The sequence below is a fragment of the Aromatoleum aromaticum EbN1 genome, assembly GCF_000025965.1.
GTDB lineage: Bacteria > Pseudomonadota > Gammaproteobacteria > Burkholderiales > Rhodocyclaceae > Aromatoleum > Aromatoleum aromaticum.
On the sequence record NC_006513.1, the window covers coordinates 2,235,834 to 2,251,979 of the forward strand.

At 64.5% G+C, this 16,146-nt stretch carries 14 protein-coding genes and 4 tRNA genes; 14 read left to right on the plus strand and 4 right to left on the minus strand.

Annotation, left to right across the window (positions count from 1 at the left end; genetic code table 11):
* Positions 1-67: 67 nt before the first annotated feature.
* The 3 genes from EBN1_RS10595 to EBN1_RS10605 all read right to left on the minus strand — a co-directional run bounded on the left by EBN1_RS10595 (position 68) and on the right by EBN1_RS10605 (position 3,427).
* Positions 68-502 carry a PhaM family polyhydroxyalkanoate granule multifunctional regulatory protein gene (locus EBN1_RS10595; RefSeq protein ID WP_011237953.1) on the minus strand — a complete coding sequence of 145 codons (435 nt, stop codon included), beginning with the start codon at positions 500-502 and terminating at the stop codon, positions 68-70.
* Between the two features lie 64 nt (positions 503-566).
* Positions 567-2,498, minus strand: a complete 1,932-nt coding sequence (locus EBN1_RS10600; protein WP_041646201.1) for a hybrid sensor histidine kinase/response regulator — start codon at positions 2,496-2,498, stop codon at positions 567-569.
* A complete protein-coding gene (locus tag EBN1_RS10605) occupies positions 2,495-3,427 on the minus strand; it encodes an ABC transporter substrate-binding protein (protein WP_011237955.1) in 933 nt (310 codons plus the stop codon). The genes EBN1_RS10600 and EBN1_RS10605 overlap by 4 nt, the downstream gene beginning before the upstream one ends.
* Before the next feature lie 532 nt (positions 3,428-3,959).
* Between EBN1_RS10605 and EBN1_RS10610 the strand changes: the two genes are divergently transcribed.
* Positions 3,960-4,586, plus strand: coding sequence for a response regulator transcription factor (locus EBN1_RS10610; protein ID WP_011237956.1), 627 nt, complete (start codon positions 3,960-3,962; stop codon positions 4,584-4,586).
* Positions 4,587-4,722: 136 nt separating this feature from the next.
* Here the strand turns inward: EBN1_RS10610 and EBN1_RS10615 are convergent, their stop codons facing one another.
* Positions 4,723-6,132 (minus strand): FAD-binding oxidoreductase, encoded by a 1,410-nt coding sequence (locus EBN1_RS10615; protein ID WP_011237957.1) that lies wholly within the window; start codon positions 6,130-6,132, stop codon positions 4,723-4,725.
* A gap of 120 nt (positions 6,133-6,252) precedes the next feature.
* Here EBN1_RS10615 and EBN1_RS10620 point away from each other — a divergent pair, with 120 nt between their 5' ends.
* From EBN1_RS10620 to rpoB, 13 genes are all read left to right on the plus strand, one after another.
* On the plus strand, positions 6,253-6,732 hold the full coding sequence (locus EBN1_RS10620) for an Lrp/AsnC family transcriptional regulator (protein ID WP_011237958.1): 480 nt from the start codon (positions 6,253-6,255) through the stop codon (positions 6,730-6,732).
* 62 nt (positions 6,733-6,794) lie between these two features.
* Positions 6,795-6,879: transfer RNA gene (locus tag EBN1_RS10625), tRNA-Tyr, on the plus strand.
* A gap of 73 nt (positions 6,880-6,952) precedes the next feature.
* A tRNA-Gly gene (locus EBN1_RS10630) sits at positions 6,953-7,026 on the plus strand.
* Between the two features lie 26 nt (positions 7,027-7,052).
* Positions 7,053-7,127 (plus strand) — tRNA-Thr (locus EBN1_RS10635).
* A gap of 71 nt (positions 7,128-7,198) precedes the next feature.
* Positions 7,199-8,389 carry an elongation factor Tu gene (gene tuf, locus EBN1_RS10640; protein ID WP_011237959.1) on the plus strand — a complete coding sequence of 397 codons (1,191 nt, stop codon included), beginning with the start codon at positions 7,199-7,201 and terminating at the stop codon, positions 8,387-8,389.
* A 74-nt stretch (positions 8,390-8,463) separates the two neighbouring features.
* Positions 8,464-8,539 (plus strand) — tRNA-Trp (locus tag EBN1_RS10645).
* Positions 8,540-8,564: 25 nt separating this feature from the next.
* Complete coding sequence (gene secE / locus EBN1_RS10650) at positions 8,565-8,912, plus strand: preprotein translocase subunit SecE (RefSeq protein ID WP_011237960.1); 348 nt, start codon at positions 8,565-8,567, stop codon at positions 8,910-8,912.
* Positions 8,913-8,914: 2 nt separating this feature from the next.
* Positions 8,915-9,448, plus strand: coding sequence for a transcription termination/antitermination protein NusG (nusG, locus tag EBN1_RS10655; RefSeq protein ID WP_011237961.1), 534 nt, complete (start codon positions 8,915-8,917; stop codon positions 9,446-9,448).
* 102 nt (positions 9,449-9,550) lie between these two features.
* On the plus strand, positions 9,551-9,982 hold the full coding sequence (gene rplK, locus EBN1_RS10660; protein ID WP_011237962.1) for a 50S ribosomal protein L11: 432 nt from the start codon (positions 9,551-9,553) through the stop codon (positions 9,980-9,982).
* 2 nt (positions 9,983-9,984) lie between these two features.
* Positions 9,985-10,683, plus strand: a complete 699-nt coding sequence (gene rplA / locus EBN1_RS10665) for a 50S ribosomal protein L1 (RefSeq protein WP_011237963.1) — start codon at positions 9,985-9,987, stop codon at positions 10,681-10,683.
* Between the two features lie 235 nt (positions 10,684-10,918).
* Positions 10,919-11,419, plus strand: a complete 501-nt coding sequence (rplJ, locus tag EBN1_RS10670; protein WP_011237964.1) for a 50S ribosomal protein L10 — start codon at positions 10,919-10,921, stop codon at positions 11,417-11,419.
* Positions 11,420-11,458: 39 nt separating this feature from the next.
* Positions 11,459-11,833, plus strand: a complete 375-nt coding sequence (gene rplL / locus EBN1_RS10675; RefSeq protein WP_011237965.1) for a 50S ribosomal protein L7/L12 — start codon at positions 11,459-11,461, stop codon at positions 11,831-11,833.
* 177 nt (positions 11,834-12,010) lie between these two features.
* On the plus strand, positions 12,011-16,144 hold the full coding sequence (gene rpoB / locus EBN1_RS10680) for a DNA-directed RNA polymerase subunit beta (protein ID WP_011237966.1): 4,134 nt from the start codon (positions 12,011-12,013) through the stop codon (positions 16,142-16,144).
* The last annotated feature ends 2 nt before the right edge of the window (positions 16,145-16,146 follow it).

The following is a 16,146-nucleotide window of genomic DNA, read 5'->3' on the forward strand; positions in this document are numbered from 1 at the left end:
GCCGTGCCGGTCGGGTAAGCGCAGGGCATGCAGCTGCTCCAGACCGGTGCCCGGGGCCGCCGGCTGCCTACTTCGGCTGCGTCGTCGACTTGGCCGTCGCGGCGGAAGGCTTCGGTTCGGCCTTCTTCCGCTCAGGCGGCGGCGACGGCTCATCGGCTGCAGGCGGCGTTCCCCCCATCAGGTTCCACGGCCACATCGCCGCCGCGGCGAACGGGTTGTCCCCCTGCTGGCCGGGATTTTCCGTCGCCTCGCGCGCCTGCTGCGTCATGGCCTGCATCGTGGCGATCGCGACGCGCTGCATCTCCAGCCCTTGGATCGTCATCTGCAGCATGTTCAGGTTCATCTTGAGCCAGTTTTCGACCGCCTTCAGGTCGGCGATCCGCTTGTCGAGTTCATCGACGTCGAGCGTCGGCGTGACCATCCCGGGCAGCGAAAACCCCATGCTGCTCCACATGCCGCGCACGAACTCGAGCGGATCCTTGGCTGACGTTTCTTTCGACACGGGAGTCTCCTGCAGCGGATCGACAAGCGCCGATCTTACCCTACTCCGTGCGGAGCGCGCGGCCTCAGAAGTCCCGCTCCGGGTGGGACAGGCGGTTGAGCAGCGCCCGCAGGCGCGCCGGCCGCACCGGCTTATGGAGCAGCGCCAGGCTTTCGCCCTGCGCCAGGCGCAGCGTTTCGGGGGCGGTGTCGCCGCTGATCAACGCCGCCGGGAGGTTTTCGCCGTATCGTGCACGCGTCACGCGGATCGCATCGATGCCGTTCGAGTTGCCGTGCAGGCGGTAATCGCTGATGATCAGCTGCGGTTCATGGCCGGATCGCGCGAGCGTCTCCAGCACGCTTTCGATGTCGCTGCCGGCGGTTACTTCACACCCCCAGGACGTCAACAGGCTGCGCATGCCCGACTGCGCGAGCGGATCGTCATCGACGAGCGCCACGCGTATGCCGGCCAGGTCTCCCGGCTGCCTGCAGGTCTCGCCCGGCTCGGCGTATTCGACCGGTTGCGCGACCGGGACTTCGATCGCAAACACCGACCCCCTGCCCGGACGGGAGCGGACCGCGAGGCGATGACCGAGCAGGTCAGTGAGGCGCCGCACGATCGCGAGCCCGAGCCCGAGTCCCTTGTCGCGCGAGCGGGCCGGATTGTCGAGCTGGATGAACTCCTGGAAGATGATTTCGTGCGCCTCGGCAGCGATGCCGACGCCGTTGTCGCGCACTTCGATCCGCACCCGCTCGCCTCGCCGCCGGCACGCGACGAGGATGTGGCCCTTGCGCGTGTAGCGCACCGCGTTGCTGACTAGGTTGCCGATGATCCGCTCGAACAGCACCGGATCGCTCTCGACCCACAGCGGCGTCGGTCGGGTTCTGAGCAGCAGGTCCTGCGTCCCCAGTCGCGGACGCTGTTCGGCGGCGATGCGGTCAAGGATCGGTTGCAGTGGAAAGACGCTGATGTGCGGCTCCAGCACGCCGGCATCGAGTTTCGAGATGTCGAGCAGGCTATCGAGCAGGTTCTCCATCGCTTCGGCCGAGGCCGCGATGCGCTCGACGAGGCGACGCGACGCCGGTGCGTGCGTGTGTTGCGACAGCTCGGCGATGAACAGGCCCAGCGCATGCATCGGTTGGCGCAGGTCGTGACTGGCGGCGGCGAGGAAGCGTGACTTCGACAGGGTCGCGCGCTCGGCTTCGTCCTTGCGTGCCCGCAGCTCCGCCGTGGCGTCCGCGATCTGGCGACTCATGTCCTCGTGCGCACTCGCGAGCTTCGCCGCCATCTGATTGACTCCTTCGGCGAGGGTGCGCAGGGTACCGCCGCCGATATCGGACAGCCGCGCGGAAAACTGGCCCCGCCCGATGCGTTCGACGGCGGACGCGACGCGCCGGATTGGGCCGGTGACGCCGCGGCTCATGTAGTGCGCAAGCACGAGGCTGCCGATCAGCACCATGAGGATCGCGGCGCTCCCGATGACCAACAGTTCGTTCTGCCGCGCGTTGAGCTGCGCGCGCGAGATGTCGACGACGACGGTGCCCAGCATCGGCGGAGTTCCGGCCCCGGACAGCGTGTCGAGGGCCGCTCCGTCGAAACCGTCGTCGAGATCGAGCGACGTCGGCAATACCGGCTCGATAACCCGCAGCGTCCCGCTCGCGGTAACGAGGCCCCGCGTCCATGCCGCGCGCGGCGGCAGCGGTAGCGTCGCATCGAGCTGTCCGCTTTGTGCGAGCGCGTCACCGTTGCGGTCGATGATCATCACGCCGAGGACGTCGGTTTCCGCGAGCATCGCTCCCGCAAGGCGCCGCAACGATTCCCTGTTGCCGGAGAACACTGCATATTCGCTCGCTGCCGCGAGTTGCCGCGCAAACGCCTGGCCCCGGGCAACATGGGCTTCACGGTGATCGGTGACCCGGGAGCCGGTGTAGAACGCGGTGAGCACGATTGCCAGCACGAGGGTCGGCAGCACTGCGACCAGCATCACGCGCGACCGGATGCCCCAGTTCCTGATCATTGCCTGGCATCCCTGCGGATCATCCGTGCGGCGATGTCCTCGGCCGGTTCGATGGTGATGCCCAGCGCGCGCGCGACGTTCTGGTTGATGCCGACCTCGAACTGGCGTGGCGGCTGTGGCGGCGGCAGTGCTCCGCCGGCGAGCACGGCACGGATCGCCTCCGCGGCCTGTGCGCTGATTTGCGCCGGTGTCGAGAACAGGCCGAGCAGCGCGCCCGCCCGAACATAGGCGGGCGAAAAACCGATCAGCGGCGAGCGGTGGCGGTAGCTCGTGAGCAGAATGTTCTGGATCGTATAGCTGTTGAACACGACGCGGTCGGGCAGTGCAAGCAGGATCGCGCGTTCGGCCAGCAGCCGCTCCAGCGCCGGATAGATTTCGCGGTCGGAGACAATGTTCTCGATCGTCACCACCATCTGCTGCTCGCGCGCGGCTGTGGCGAGCCGGGCGGCGAGATGCTGGCTGCGCGGTCCGGCGAGCAGCGCGAGCTGGCGCCACTCGGGAAGGGCTTCGGCAAGCAGCGCGATCTGCCGCTGCACCGGCTGGTCGAGGAACACTGCGGAGCGTCGGCCGGCTTCCGGCGCCGGGGCAGGGAGGTTCTCGAAGCTCTCGCGCGGCAACAGTGTGTGCAGCACCGGTTGACGCGGCGCCTGTTCGGCCACCGCCTGCGCCGCTTCGGCGCCGACCGTGACGATGATGCGGCTGTCGGCGATCGCGCCCGGGCTCACATCTTGCGTCTCCACGACTGCGATGTCGGCCGCCGCGACGTCCGGGGCGAGCGCTGCGCTGATCGCCGCGATCGTCTCTTCGTATGCTCCGCTGCGTTCACTGCTCACGAACAGCACGGCTGCAGCCGCGACGGCTTCTCCCCGGCCGAGGGTGGCGGCGAGGAAAAGCAGGGTGGCAAGGAAAACGCGGGGGCCGCGGGGCATGATCGGTATCGGGTCGAAACTCAGGTACGCCGCCTGGACGCGGTCGAGTGGTTGAAGTAAGGCGCTGCCCCGCGCCGGGTTCCGGATGCAGCCGTCGATCTCGACGGCTGCATCCGGACGGAGAACGGAAGCGGGGCGAGATGGTGCCCGAAAAATCCTCTCGTGCCTTCCTCGGGGGGCATGCGGGCCGGATTTTTGTTGCCGCCGGGAAGGTCGGTGAATTTCGTCGTCGCGGGATGCGTCTTATGCATGAGGAATCACTCGCGGCTGGTCTTTGCGGATTCGTCATAGCATGCCGCGGCCTATGACGCCATGCCTCGAGCCTGGACGGACGGGGGCCGCCATCGCGGTTTCCCCCTGCCGGCCGGGGTGATGCCATAACGCGGCCTCCGGCGATCGTGCCGTAATTCGCTGTTCCCGCATCCCACAGTGCTGCGGCCCGCAGTCGTCCCGCGCCGGGTCGTGCAAAACGTTTCGTTACATCTGCGCGTGCTATGCTTTCCGCCTGTTGCCGCCGCCTCCGGAGCAAGCAGTGACCCGAATACTCATCGTCGAAGACCATGCGCTCGTGCGCGAGGCGCTGGCGCATACTCTTGCCCGACTCGGAGAAGGGGTGGAATGCGTCGAGGCGAAAGGCTCGGAAGAGGCACTTGCCCAACTCGAGGAAAGTGCGGACTGGGACCTCGCGGTGATCGACCTGATGTTGCCCGACCTCAACGGTTTCGGTCTGCTGGCGGTGCTTGCACGGCGTTTTCCCGACGTGCCGGCGATCGTCGTGTCGGCGCTCGACGATTCGGCGACGATCAGGCGCGCGATGAGAGGCGGAGCTTCTGGCTTCGTGTCGAAGGCGAGTTCGGGCGAAGTGCTGAGAAGCGCGGTCAGATGCGTGCTCGAAGGCGGCATCTATGCGCCCAGTGAGCCAGAGGGCGGCGCGAAGCGCTCCGGTGCGCCGGCCAGCGAGCGTTTCGGGCTCACTGCAGGGCAGACGCGGGTCATGGAATTGCTGGCGCAGGGAAAATCCAATCGCGAGATTGCCGATCTGCTCGGATTGTCGGAAGGGACCGTCAAGGTGCATATGTCGGCGATCTTCCGTGCATTGCACGTCAGCAGCCGGGCGCAGGCACTGATCGTCATCGCCCGCCACGGACCGCGACTGTAGTTCGCGCCCGCGATGACGCAGCCGGCGAGCTGAGCAAGCAGGGCCTTCAGGGCAGCAGGCATGAGTCGGCGGCTGTGGCGGAGCCGCCGATGATAACCGGGTGGTCGCCGACGAATCGCTTCGCAGGAGCCTTGCTTTATCCGGCGGGCACGATTTTCCCCGGGTTCAGCAGGCCGTCCGGGTCGAGGGCCCGCTTGAGTGCGCGCATCGCATCGACCGCGTCGCGGCCATGTTCGGCGACGAGGAAATCCTGCTTGCCGAAGCCGATGCCGTGCTCGCCGGTGCACGTGCCGCCCATCGCCAGCGCGCGCTCGACGATCCTGCGGTTGAGCGCCTCGGCGCGCAGGATCTCCGCGTCGTCGTCCGGGTCGACGAGGACGACGGTATGAAAGTTGCCATCCCCGACGTGGCCGACGATCGGCGCGATCAGCCCGCTCGCGGCGATATCCTCGCGTGCGCCGGCGATGCAGTCGGCGAGCCGCGAGATCGGCACGCACACGTCGGTCGTCAGCCCACGGCAGCCCGGGCGCAGCGCGATGCACGAGAAATAGACGTCGTGGCGCGCCGCCCACAGTCGGGTGCGGTCCTCCGGATGCGTCGCCCAGTCGAAATCCTGGCCGCCGTTGTCACGGGCGATTTCCTGGACCATCTGCGCCTGCTCCTCGACGCTCGCCTTTGATCCGTGGAACTCGAAGAACAGCATCGGCGACTCGCGCAGCGTCGTCTTGCTGTAGCGGTTGATCGCCTGCACCGTCAGTTCGTCGAGCAGTTCGATGCGGGCGACCGGCACGCCGAGCTGGATCGTCTGGATCACGGTGCGCACCGCGCTGCCGACGTCCGGAAACGCGCAAACCGCTGCCGACACCGCCTCGGGCAGCGGATGCAGCCGCACGATCAGTTCGGTGATCAGCCCGAGCGTGCCTTCGGAGCCGATCATCAGGCGCGTCAGGTCGTAGCCGGACGACGATTTTCGCGCGCGTCCGCCGGTGCGTATGACGCGCCCGTCGGCAAGCACCACCTCCATGCCGAGAACGTTGTCGCGCATCGTCCCGTAGCGCACCGCATTGGTTCCCGACGCCCGCGTCGCGGCCATCCCGCCGAGGCTCGCGTCCGCTCCCGGATCGACCGGAAAGAAGAGTCCGCTGCCGTGCAGCGCGGCGTTGAGCTGCTTGCGCGTGATTCCCGGCTGAACGACCGCGTCCATGTCTTCGCCATGTACTGCGAGTACCTTGTTCATTTCGGAGAAATCGACGCTGATGCCGCCATGAAGCGGCAGGATGTGTCCCTCGAGCGAGCTGCCGGCGCCGAACGGAACGATCGGCACGCGATGTCTGCGGCAGGCGTCGACGATCGCAACGACTTCGGCCGTGTCATGAGGCCAGACGACGGCATCGGGCAGCATGTCCGGGAAATGCGATTCGTCGTGGCCGTGATGCGCGCGCACCGCGTCGGCGGTCGAAAAACGCGTACCGAAACGCGCGCCGAGCTCGCCGGCGAATGCGGCGGGCAACGGCTGGCGGGCGGCCGGAGCGTGGGGCAGGTTCATGCAGCTCTCCTCGTGATCGTGCGGCTCGTGCCGCATGCAATTATTGCTTCCGTGACGGATCTGTCCAATCTGCGCGATCATTCGCTCCATTTCAAAGCCGGGACGCGGCGCGGAGCAGTCATGAACGAATCGATCGACCGGACCGACCTGCGCATTCTCGAGCTGCTGCAGCGCGACGGGCGCCTTTCGAACGCCGACCTGGCGCAACAGGTAGCGCTGTCGCCGTCGCCGTGCCTGCGGCGCGTGCGCCAGCTCGAGCAGTCGGGTGTGATCCGCGGCTATGCCGCGCTGCTCGACTCACGGCGCCTCGGGCTGGGCCTGCAGGCCTTCGTCACGGTGACGCTCGAGAAACGGCGCGACACGCCGATGCATGCGTTTCATGCTGCCGTGCAGTCCGCGCCCGAAGTGCTGTCGTGCTTCGCACTGACCGGCGAGATGGATTACCTGCTGCACGTCGTTGCCGAGGATCTGGAGCATTTTTCGCGTTTTCTGATGGACCGCCTGCTCAAGCTCGACGGCATCGCGAACGTGAAATCCTCGTTCGTGCTCCAGTCGATCAAGAACACGACCGAGATGCCGCTCGCGCAGATCGCGCGCTGAACTGATTCTCGAAAAATATTTGACAGAGGCCGTTTGGCCCTCTATAGTCCAGCGCTTCGCTTGGAGGGGTTCCCGAGCGGTCAAAGGGATCAGACTGTAAATCTGACGGCACTGCCTTCGAAGGTTCGAATCCTTCCCCCTCCACCAGCAAGTTTTGTTGCCGGCTTCAGTTCGGTCTGATGACTGGCATCGGGTGTAATGCGGTTCGTCTGCGTTGTATGCGGGTGTAGCTCAATGGTAGAGCAGAAGCCTTCCAAGCTTATGACGAGGGTTCGATTCCCTTCACCCGCTCCAGGTTCGGCGGTGAGTTGTTTATCGGAGCCCATGTAGCTCAGTGGTAGAGCACTCCCTTGGTAAGGGAGAGGTCACGTGTTCAATCCACGTCATGGGCACCACAGCTTTTCTGCCGGCCTGGCGTAGCAGTCGATCGGTCCGGTTTTTCTGATTCTGAATATGAGGTGGCGGCATGGCGAAAGGCAAGTTTGAGCGGACGAAACCGCACGTAAACGTCGGGACGATCGGTCACGTCGACCACGGCAAGACCACCCTGACGGCGGCGATCACGACGATCCTGTCGAAGAAGTTCGGCGGCGAGGCGAAAGCCTACGACCAGATCGACGCGGCGCCCGAAGAGAAAGCGCGCGGCATCACGATCAACACCGCTCACGTCGAGTACGAGACGGCCAACCGTCACTACGCGCACGTCGACTGCCCGGGTCACGCCGACTACGTGAAGAACATGATCACCGGTGCCGCGCAGATGGACGGCGCGATCCTGGTGTGCTCGGCTGCCGACGGCCCGATGCCGCAGACGCGCGAGCACATCCTGCTCGCGCGCCAGGTCGGCGTGCCGTACATCATCGTGTTCCTGAACAAGTGCGACATGGTCGACGACGAAGAGCTCTTGGAGCTCGTCGAGATGGAAGTGCGCGAGCTGCTGTCGAAGTACGACTTCCCGGGCGACGATGTGCCGATCATCAAGGGCTCGGCGCTCAAGGCGCTCGAAGGCGACCAGAGCGACATCGGCGAGCCGGCGATCTTCCGCCTGGCCGAAGCGCTCGACAGCTACATCCCGACTCCGGAGCGCGCGATCGACCGCCCGTTCCTGCTGCCGATCGAAGACGTGTTCTCGATCTCGGGCCGCGGCACGGTGGTGACCGGCCGCGTCGAGCGCGGCATCGTCAAGGTCGGCGAGGAAGTCGAGATCGTCGGCATCAAGGCGACGGTCAAGACCACCTGCACCGGCGTCGAGATGTTCCGCAAGCTGCTCGACCAGGGCCAGGCGGGCGACAACGTCGGCGTGCTGCTGCGCGGCACCAAGCGCGAGGACGTCGAGCGCGGCCAGGTGCTGTGCAAGCCCGGTTCGATCAAGCCGCACACGCATTTCACCGGTGAAGTGTACGTGCTGTCGAAGGAAGAAGGCGGGCGCCACACGCCGTTCTTCAACAACTATCGTCCGCAGTTCTACTTCCGCACGACCGACGTGACCGGTTCGATCGAGCTGCCCGAAGGCACCGAGATGGTCATGCCGGGCGACAACGTGTCGATCACCGTCAAGCTGATGGCGCCGATCGCGATGGAAGAAGGCCTGCGGTTCGCGATCCGCGAAGGCGGTCGTACCGTCGGCGCCGGGGTCGTCGCCAAGATCATCGAGTAATTGCATATTGTCCTCATAGCGATTGCTTGATCGGAAGGCGTCTCGGAACAGAGACGCCTCGTAGTCTCTGCTGCAGGGGCATAGCTCAATTGGCAGAGCGTCGGTCTCCAAAACCGAAGGTTGGGGGTTCGATTCCCTCTGCCCCTGCCACTCCTTTCCGGGTATTCATATTTCGATGGCCGATAAGTTGAAGGTTGCGCTGGCTCTCGCGCTGATTGCGGCCGGTGTGGTCGGCTTTTACCTGCTTTCCGAGCAGGCGCTGGTTCTCCGCGTGCTGTCGGTTCTCGCCGGAGTCGCTGCCGGCGTGGCGGTCGCCTGGCAGTCCGAGCCGGGGCGGCGTTTTGTCGCGTTCGCGCGCGAGTCGATCACCGAAACCAAGAAAGTCGTCTGGCCGTCGCGCAAGGAAACGGTGCAGACCACGGGTCTGGTGTTCGCCTTCGTTGTCGTGATGGCGGTTTTTTTGTGGGTCACGGATAAGAGTCTGGAATGGGTGCTGTACGACCTGATCCTGGGGTGGAAGTAATCATGACGAAGCGCTGGTACGTGGTACATGCCTATTCGGGCTTCGAGAAGTCCGTCCAACGCGCCTTGGTGGATCGGATCAATCGCTCCGGAATGCAGGATTTTTTCGGTCAGATTCTAGTGCCGGTCGAAGAAGTCGTCGAAATGAAGAGCGGCCAGAAGAGCATTTCCGAGCGGAAATTCTTCCCCGGCTACGTCCTCGTCGAAATGGAAATGAACGACGAGAGCTGGCACCTCGTGAAGTCGACGCCAAAAGTCACCGGTTTCGTCGGCGGCACGGCAAACAAACCGTCCCCGATTTCCGAAAAGGAAGTCGAGAAAATCATGCAGCAGATGCAGGAAGGCGTGGAGAAACCGCGCCCGAAAGTGCTGTGGGAACTGGGCGAAGTCGTGCGCGTCAAGGAAGGCCCGTTCACCGATTTCCACGGCGCGGTGGAAGACGTTAATTACGACAAGAGCAAGCTGCGGGTGTCCGTGACGATTTTCGGTCGTGCGACGCCTGTCGAACTGGATTTCAGTCAGGTCGAAAAGACCTGACGCAGGCGGGCCTCCGGGCCCGGACGTGCCCGATGAACCGGGCGTAGCGAGGAGCGCCGGCCGTGGCCGGTGCGTTTGTACTCAAGACAGGAGCTAGCCGCAATGGCGAAGAAAATCACCGGCTATATCAAGCTGCAGGTGCCAGCTGGTAAAGCCAACCCCAGCCCCCCGATCGGTCCCGCACTCGGTCAGCGCGGCCTGAACATCATGGAATTCTGCAAGGCGTTCAACGCCCGGACCCAGGGGCTCGAGCCCGGTCTGCCGATTCCGGTGGTGATCACGGCGTTCGCCGACAAGTCCTTCACCTTCATCATGAAGACGCCGCCGGCGACGATCCTGATCAAGAAGGCTGCGAAGATCACGAAGGGTTCGCCGAAGCCGCACACCGACAAGGTCGGTTCGATCACGCGCGCCCAGGTCGAGGAAATCGCCAAGACCAAGATGGCCGATCTGACTGCTGCCGACATGGAAGCCGCGGTGCGCACCATCGCCGGTTCCGCCCGCAGCATGGGCATCACCGTGGAGGGGCTGTAATCATGACGAAGCTTTCCAAGCGTGTTCAGGCGCTGCGCACCAAAGTTGACCGCAACCGCACTTATCCCGTGACCGAAGCACTGGCGCTGGTCAAGGAATGCGCGACGGCCAAGTTCGACGAGTCGATCGACATCGCCGTGAACCTCGGCATCGATGCGCGCAAGTCGGACCAGCTGGTGCGCGGTTCCGTCGTGCTGCCCGCCGGTACCGGCAAGAGCGTCCGCGTCGCGGTCTTCGCGCAGGGCGACAAGGCTGAAGCGGCACGTGCAGCGGGAGCCGACGTGGTCGGTTTCGAAGATCTCGCCGAGCAGGTCAAGGCCGGCAACATCGATTTCGATCTGTGCATCGCCACGCCGGACGCAATGCGCGTCGTCGGCCAGCTGGGCCAGATTCTCGGCCCGCGCGGGCTGATGCCGAACCCGAAAGTGGGAACCGTGACGATGGACGTGACGACCGCGGTGAAGAACGCCAAAGCCGGTCAGGTGCAGTACCGCACCGACAAGGGCGGCATCATCCACGCGACGATCGGCCGGGCATCGTTCAGCACCGAAGCCCTGCAGCAGAACCTCGGCGCGTTGGTCGATGCACTCGTGAAAGCCAAGCCGGCCGCGTCGAAAGGTATTTACCTGCGTCGGGTGGCGCTGTCGAGCACGATGGGTTCGGGCGTTCGCGTCGAGCCGTCGAGCATCAACGCCGCCTGACAAGGCTGAAACTAGAACTTTGGGTCGCCCCGGCGCTGCGGTGCCGGGGCGAATCGTCAAAGACCGCAGGTGTGGTCGCTCTGTGACCGCTTAAGCATTCGACAATGGCCTGCGCAGACGGTGTACCCAGAACAGGATTCTGGCTGATTTTTCGGCCGCGCTCCTGATCCAGGTCGCCGTGGGTGCGAATCGCAGTTTTGCGGTTCGCGTGTGGACTTGAAAGGAGGAAAGGCCTGTGGGTCTCAATCTCGATGACAAGAAAGCCGTAGTGGCAGAGGTGTCGGCACAAGTGGCCAACGCACAGACCATCGCGGTGGCCGAGTATCGCGGCATAGCGGTGGGCGATCTCACCGGGCTGCGTGCCAAGGCCCGCGAATCTGGCGTTTACCTGCGTGTGTTGAAAAACACACTGGTACGCCGCGCGATCGCCGAAACGCCGTTTGCCGGGCTGTCGGACCAGCTGGTCGGTCCGCTGATCTATGGTATTTCGGAAGATCCGGTCGCTGCAGCCAAGGTGCTCAACGACTTTGCGAAGGGTAACGACAAGCTGGTGCTGAAAGCCGGTTCCTATGCGGGCAATACGCTCGACAAGGCCGGCGTGCAGGCGCTCGCATCGATCCCGAGTCGCGAAGAGTTGCTCGCCAGGCTGTTGGGCGTGATGCAGGCGCCGGTGACCGGTTTCGCTTGCACGCTGGCTGCCCTCGCGAAGAAACGCGAGGAAGAAGTGGCTGCCTGAGCGTTTTCCGAATAGTTTTCGATTTAGGAGTGTTTTGAAATGGCAATCAGCAAAGAAGACATCCTCGAAGCCGTCGGCTCGATGACAGTGATGGAACTGAACGACCTGGTCAAGGCGTTCGAAGAGAAGTTCGGCGTTTCCGCTGCCTCGATGGCCGTGGCCGCTCCGGGTGCCGGCGCTGCCGCTGCCCCGGTCGAGGAAAAGACCGAGTTCGACGTGATCCTGCTTGCCGCGGGCGAGAAGAAGGTCGAGGCGATCAAGGTCGTCCGTGCCGCCACCGGCCTGGGCCTGAAGGAAGCGAAGGACCTCGTCGACGGCGCGCCGAAGGCCGTCAAGGAAGGCATCTCGAAGGCCGACGCCGAAGCGATCAAGAAGCAGCTGGAAGACGCCGGCGCCAAGGTCGAGATCAAGTAATACCCGTTTGTTTTTCGGGGCTGGCGTTCTCCGGAGCGCCAGCCCTTTCGTGCTTTGTAACGCCAAGAAGCCAGAACCCAGTGCGAGCGCAGGTGTCTACACGCCTCCCGCCCGATCCGCACCCCACGGGGCGCTGCGTTCTGTCTCTTTGACGTCCGACCTCTACCCGGAGCATCCATGGCGTATTCCTACACCGAAAAGAAACGTATCCGCAAGAGCTTCGCCAAGCGCGCGGCAGTGTTGAACGTACCTTTCCTGCTCGCAACCCAGATCGAATCGTTCGCCTCTTTCCTGCAGGCCGATACGCCTCCTCCGTCGCGCCTGAACCATGGCCTGCAGGCCGCGTTCACGTCGATCTTTCCGATTTCCAGCCACAGCGGCAACGCGCGGCTGGAATTCGTACAGTACATGCTCGGCGAACCTGCTTTCGACGTCAAGGAGTGCCAGCAGCGCGGACTGACTTTTGCGTCGCCGTTGCGCGCGCGCGTGCGGCTGGTGATTCTCGATCGCGATGCGCCGAAGGAGACGGTCAAGGAGGTCAAGGAGCAGGAAGTGTACATGGGCGAGATCCCGCTCATGACCACCACCGGGTCGTTCGTCATCAACGGGACGGAGCGTGTCATCGTCTCGCAGCTGCACCGCTCGCCCGGCGTGTTCTTCGAGCACGACCGCGGCAAGACGCACTCGTCGGGCAAGCTGCTGTTCTCGGCGCGCATCATCCCGTATCGCGGTTCGTGGCTCGATTTCGAGTTCGATCCGAAGGATGCGCTGTACTTCCGCGTCGACCGCCGCCGCAAGATGCCGGCGACGATCCTGCTGCGCGCGATCGGCATGGGGCCGGAGGAAATCCTCGCGACCTTCCATGACTTCGACGCGTTCCACCTCAGGGGCAACGAGGCGGCGTTCGAACTGGTGCCCGATCGCCTGCGCGGCGATGTGGCGAAGTTCGACATCACCGACGGCGCCGGCAACGTGATCGTCGCGCGCGACAAGCGCATCACTGCCAAGCACATCCGCGAGCTCGACCAGGCGGGCGTGAAGATGATTTCCGTTCCCGACGAGTTCCTGCTCGGGCGCATCATCGCGCGCAACATCGTCGACGCCGAAACCGGCGAAATCGTCGCGCGGGCGAACGACGAGATCACCGAAGACTTGCTCGACAAGCTGCGCGACGCGGGCGTCAAGGACCTCGAGACGCTCTACGTCAACGATCTCGATCGCGGGGCGTACATCTCCCAGACGCTGCGCATCGACGAGACCGCTGACCAGTGGGCGGCGCGCGTCGCGATCTATCGCATGATGCGCCCCGGCGAACCGCCGACGGAAGACGCCGTCGAAGCCCTGTTCCAGGGTCTGTTCTATTCCGAGGAACGTTACGACCTGTCGTCCGTGGGCCGCATGAAGTTCAATCGCCGCGCCTATCCCGAGAAGATCGAGGACAAAGCGCCGAGCTGGCTGAAGCGCTTCTACGAGACCGTCGGTCCGCGTGGCGAGGAAGGGCCGGCGACGCTGTCGAACGAAGACATTCTCGCCGTCATCGGCGTGCTCGTCGAATTGCGCAACGGCCGCGGCGAGATCGACGACATCGACCACCTTGGTAACCGTCGTGTGCGTTCGGTCGGCGAGCTTGCGGAAAACCAGTTCCGCGCCGGTCTGGTGCGCGTCGAGCGCGCCGTCAAGGAGCGGTTGAGCCAGGCCGAGTCCGACAACCTGATGCCGCACGACCTGATCAACGCGAAGCCGATCTCGGCCGCGATCAAGGAGTTCTTCGGCTCGAGCCAGCTGTCGCAGTTCATGGACCAGACCAACCCGTTGTCCGAGATCACGCACAAGCGTCGCGTCTCGGCCCTCGGCCCGGGCGGCCTGACGCGCGAACGCGCTGGCTTCGAAGTCCGCGACGTGCATCCGACGCACTACGGCCGCGTGTGCCCGATCGAGACGCCGGAAGGTCCGAACATCGGCCTGATCAACTCGCTCGCCGTGTATGCGCAGACGAACCGCCACGGTTTTCTCGAAACGCCGTATCGCAAGGTCGTCGATAGCAAAGTCACCGACCAGATCGACTTCCTGTCGGCGATCGAGGAAGGCCAGTACGTGATCGCGCAGGCGAACGCCGAGATCGACGCCGACGGCATGCTGGAAGGCGACCTCGTGTCGTGCCGCCACAAAGGTGAGTTCGCGCTGTCGACTGCCGACCAGGTGCAGTACATGGACGTCGCGCCGGGCCAGATCGTGTCGGTCGCGGCATCCCTGATTCCGTTCCTCGAGCACGACGACGCGAACCGCGCGTTGATGGGCGCAAACATGCAGCGGCAGGCGGTGCCTTGCCTGCGACCCGAGAAGCCGCTCGTCGGCACCGGCATCGAGCGCACCGTCGCGGTCGACTCCGGTACTGCGGTGCAGGCGATGCGCGGTGGCATCGTTGACTATGTCGATGCGAACCGGATCGTGGTGCGGGTCAACGACGACGAAACTCTCGCGGGCGAAGTCGGCGTCGACATCTACAACATGATCAAGTACACGCGCTCGAACCAGAACACGAACATCAATCAGCGTCCAGTGGTCAAGGTCGGCGATCACATCGGCAAGGGCGACGTCATCGCCGACGGCGCGTCGACGGACCTCGGCGAGCTCGCGCTGGGCCAGAACATGCTGGTCGCGTTCATGCCGTGGAACGGCTACAACTTCGAGGACTCGATCCTGATCTCGGAGCGCGTCGTCGCCGAAGACCGCTTCACGTCGATCCATATCGAGGAGCTCACGGTCGTCGCGCGCGACACCAAGCTCGGGCCCGAGGAAATCACTCGCGACATCGCGTCCCTCGGCGAAGCGCAGCTGTCGCGCCTCGACGAATCGGGCATCGTCTATATCGGCGCGGAAGTCGACGCCGGCGACGTGCTCGTCGGCAAGGTCACGCCGAAAGGCGAGACCCAGCTGACGCCGGAAGAAAAGCTGCTGCGCGCGATCTTCGGCGAGAAGGCCTCCGACGTGAAGGACACGTCGCTGCGCGTGTCGTCGGGCATGAACGGCACGGTCATCGACGTGCAGGTGTTCACGCGTGAAGGGATCGAACGCGACAAGCGCGCGCAGAGCATCATCGACGACATGCTGCGCAGCTTCAAGACCGACCTCGCCGACCAGATGCGCATCGTCGAGCGCGACGCGTTCGCGCGGATCCGCCGCCTGATCGTCGGCCAGAAAGCCAACGGCGGGCCGAAGAAGCTCCTCAAGGGGACGGCGATCACCGGCGAGTATCTCGATTCGCTCGAGTTCTACCACTGGTTCGACATCCGCATGGCCGACGAGGAGCTCGCGGCGCAGCTCGAAGCGATCCGCGAGGGTCTGGAGAAGACGCGCAAGGACTTCGACCAGGCGTTCGAGATCAAGAAAAAGAAGCTCACGCAGGGCGACGAACTGCCGCCGGGCGTGCAGAAGATGGTCAAGGTCTATCTGGCGGTGAAGCGCCGCCTGCAGCCGGGCGACAAGATGGCCGGTCGGCACGGGAACAAGGGCGTGGTGTCGCGGATCGTACCGATCGAGGACATGCCGCACATGGCGGACGGCACGCCGGTCGACATCGTGCTCAATCCGCTCGGCGTGCCATCGCGGATGAACATCGGCCAGATCCTCGAAACCCATCTGGGCTGGGCATCGAAAGCGCTCGGCAACAAGATCGGTACGATGCTGCGGGCGAACGCAGCTGCCGCGGAGGTGCGCGAGCTACTCGAGCACATCTACAACGACAACGGCCGCCCGGAGGACATGGGGTCGCTGAAGGACGATGAAGTCATCGAGCTGGCCTCGAACCTCTCGAAAGGCGTGCCGTTCGCGACGCCGGTGTTCGACGGAGCCAAGGAAGAAGAGATCGAGGCGATGTTCGAGCTCGCCGGTCTGCAGCCAGGTGGCCAGGTCACGCTGTATGACGGGCGTACCGGCGATGCGTTCGACCGCCAGGTGACGGTCGGCTACAAGCACGTGTTGAAGCTGCATCACCTTGTCGACGACAAGATGCACGCGCGCTCGACCGGGCCGTACTCGCTCGTCACACAGCAGCCGCTCGGCGGCAAGGCGCAGTTCGGTGGCCAGCGGTTCGGGGAAATGGAAGTGTGGGCGCTCGAAGCGTACGGCGCCGCCTACACGCTGCAGGAAATGCTGACTGTGAAGTCCGACGACGTCACCGGCCGGACGAAGGTGTACGAAAGCATCGTCAAGGGCGAACACAAGATCGATGCGGGCATGCCCGAATCCTTCAACGTGCTGGTGAAGGAAATCCGCTCGCTCGCGATCGACATCGATCTGGACACGTACTGAAC

Bases quoted from the DNA above. Each gene is read 5' to 3' on its own strand.
- EBN1_RS10605 (WP_011237955.1), bottom strand. From the start codon at position 3,427: ATGCCCCGCGGCCCCCGCGTTTTCCTTGCCACCCTGCTTTTCCTCGCC.
- rplL (WP_011237965.1), top strand. From the start codon at position 11,459: ATGGCAATCAGCAAAGAAGACATCCTCGAAGCCGTCGGCTCGATGACA.
- EBN1_RS10620 (WP_011237958.1), top strand. From the start codon at position 6,253: ATGAACGAATCGATCGACCGGACCGACCTGCGCATTCTCGAGCTGCTG.
- nusG (WP_011237961.1), top strand. From the start codon at position 8,915: ATGACGAAGCGCTGGTACGTGGTACATGCCTATTCGGGCTTCGAGAAG.
- EBN1_RS10615 (WP_011237957.1), bottom strand. From the start codon at position 6,132: ATGAACCTGCCCCACGCTCCGGCCGCCCGCCAGCCGTTGCCCGCCGCA.
- EBN1_RS10600 (WP_041646201.1), bottom strand. From the start codon at position 2,498: ATGATCAGGAACTGGGGCATCCGGTCGCGCGTGATGCTGGTCGCAGTG.
- rplK (WP_011237962.1), top strand. From the start codon at position 9,551: ATGGCGAAGAAAATCACCGGCTATATCAAGCTGCAGGTGCCAGCTGGT.
- rpoB (WP_011237966.1), top strand. From the start codon at position 12,011: ATGGCGTATTCCTACACCGAAAAGAAACGTATCCGCAAGAGCTTCGCC.
- secE (WP_011237960.1), top strand. From the start codon at position 8,565: ATGGCCGATAAGTTGAAGGTTGCGCTGGCTCTCGCGCTGATTGCGGCC.
- rplA (WP_011237963.1), top strand. From the start codon at position 9,985: ATGACGAAGCTTTCCAAGCGTGTTCAGGCGCTGCGCACCAAAGTTGAC.
- tuf (WP_011237959.1), top strand. From the start codon at position 7,199: ATGGCGAAAGGCAAGTTTGAGCGGACGAAACCGCACGTAAACGTCGGG.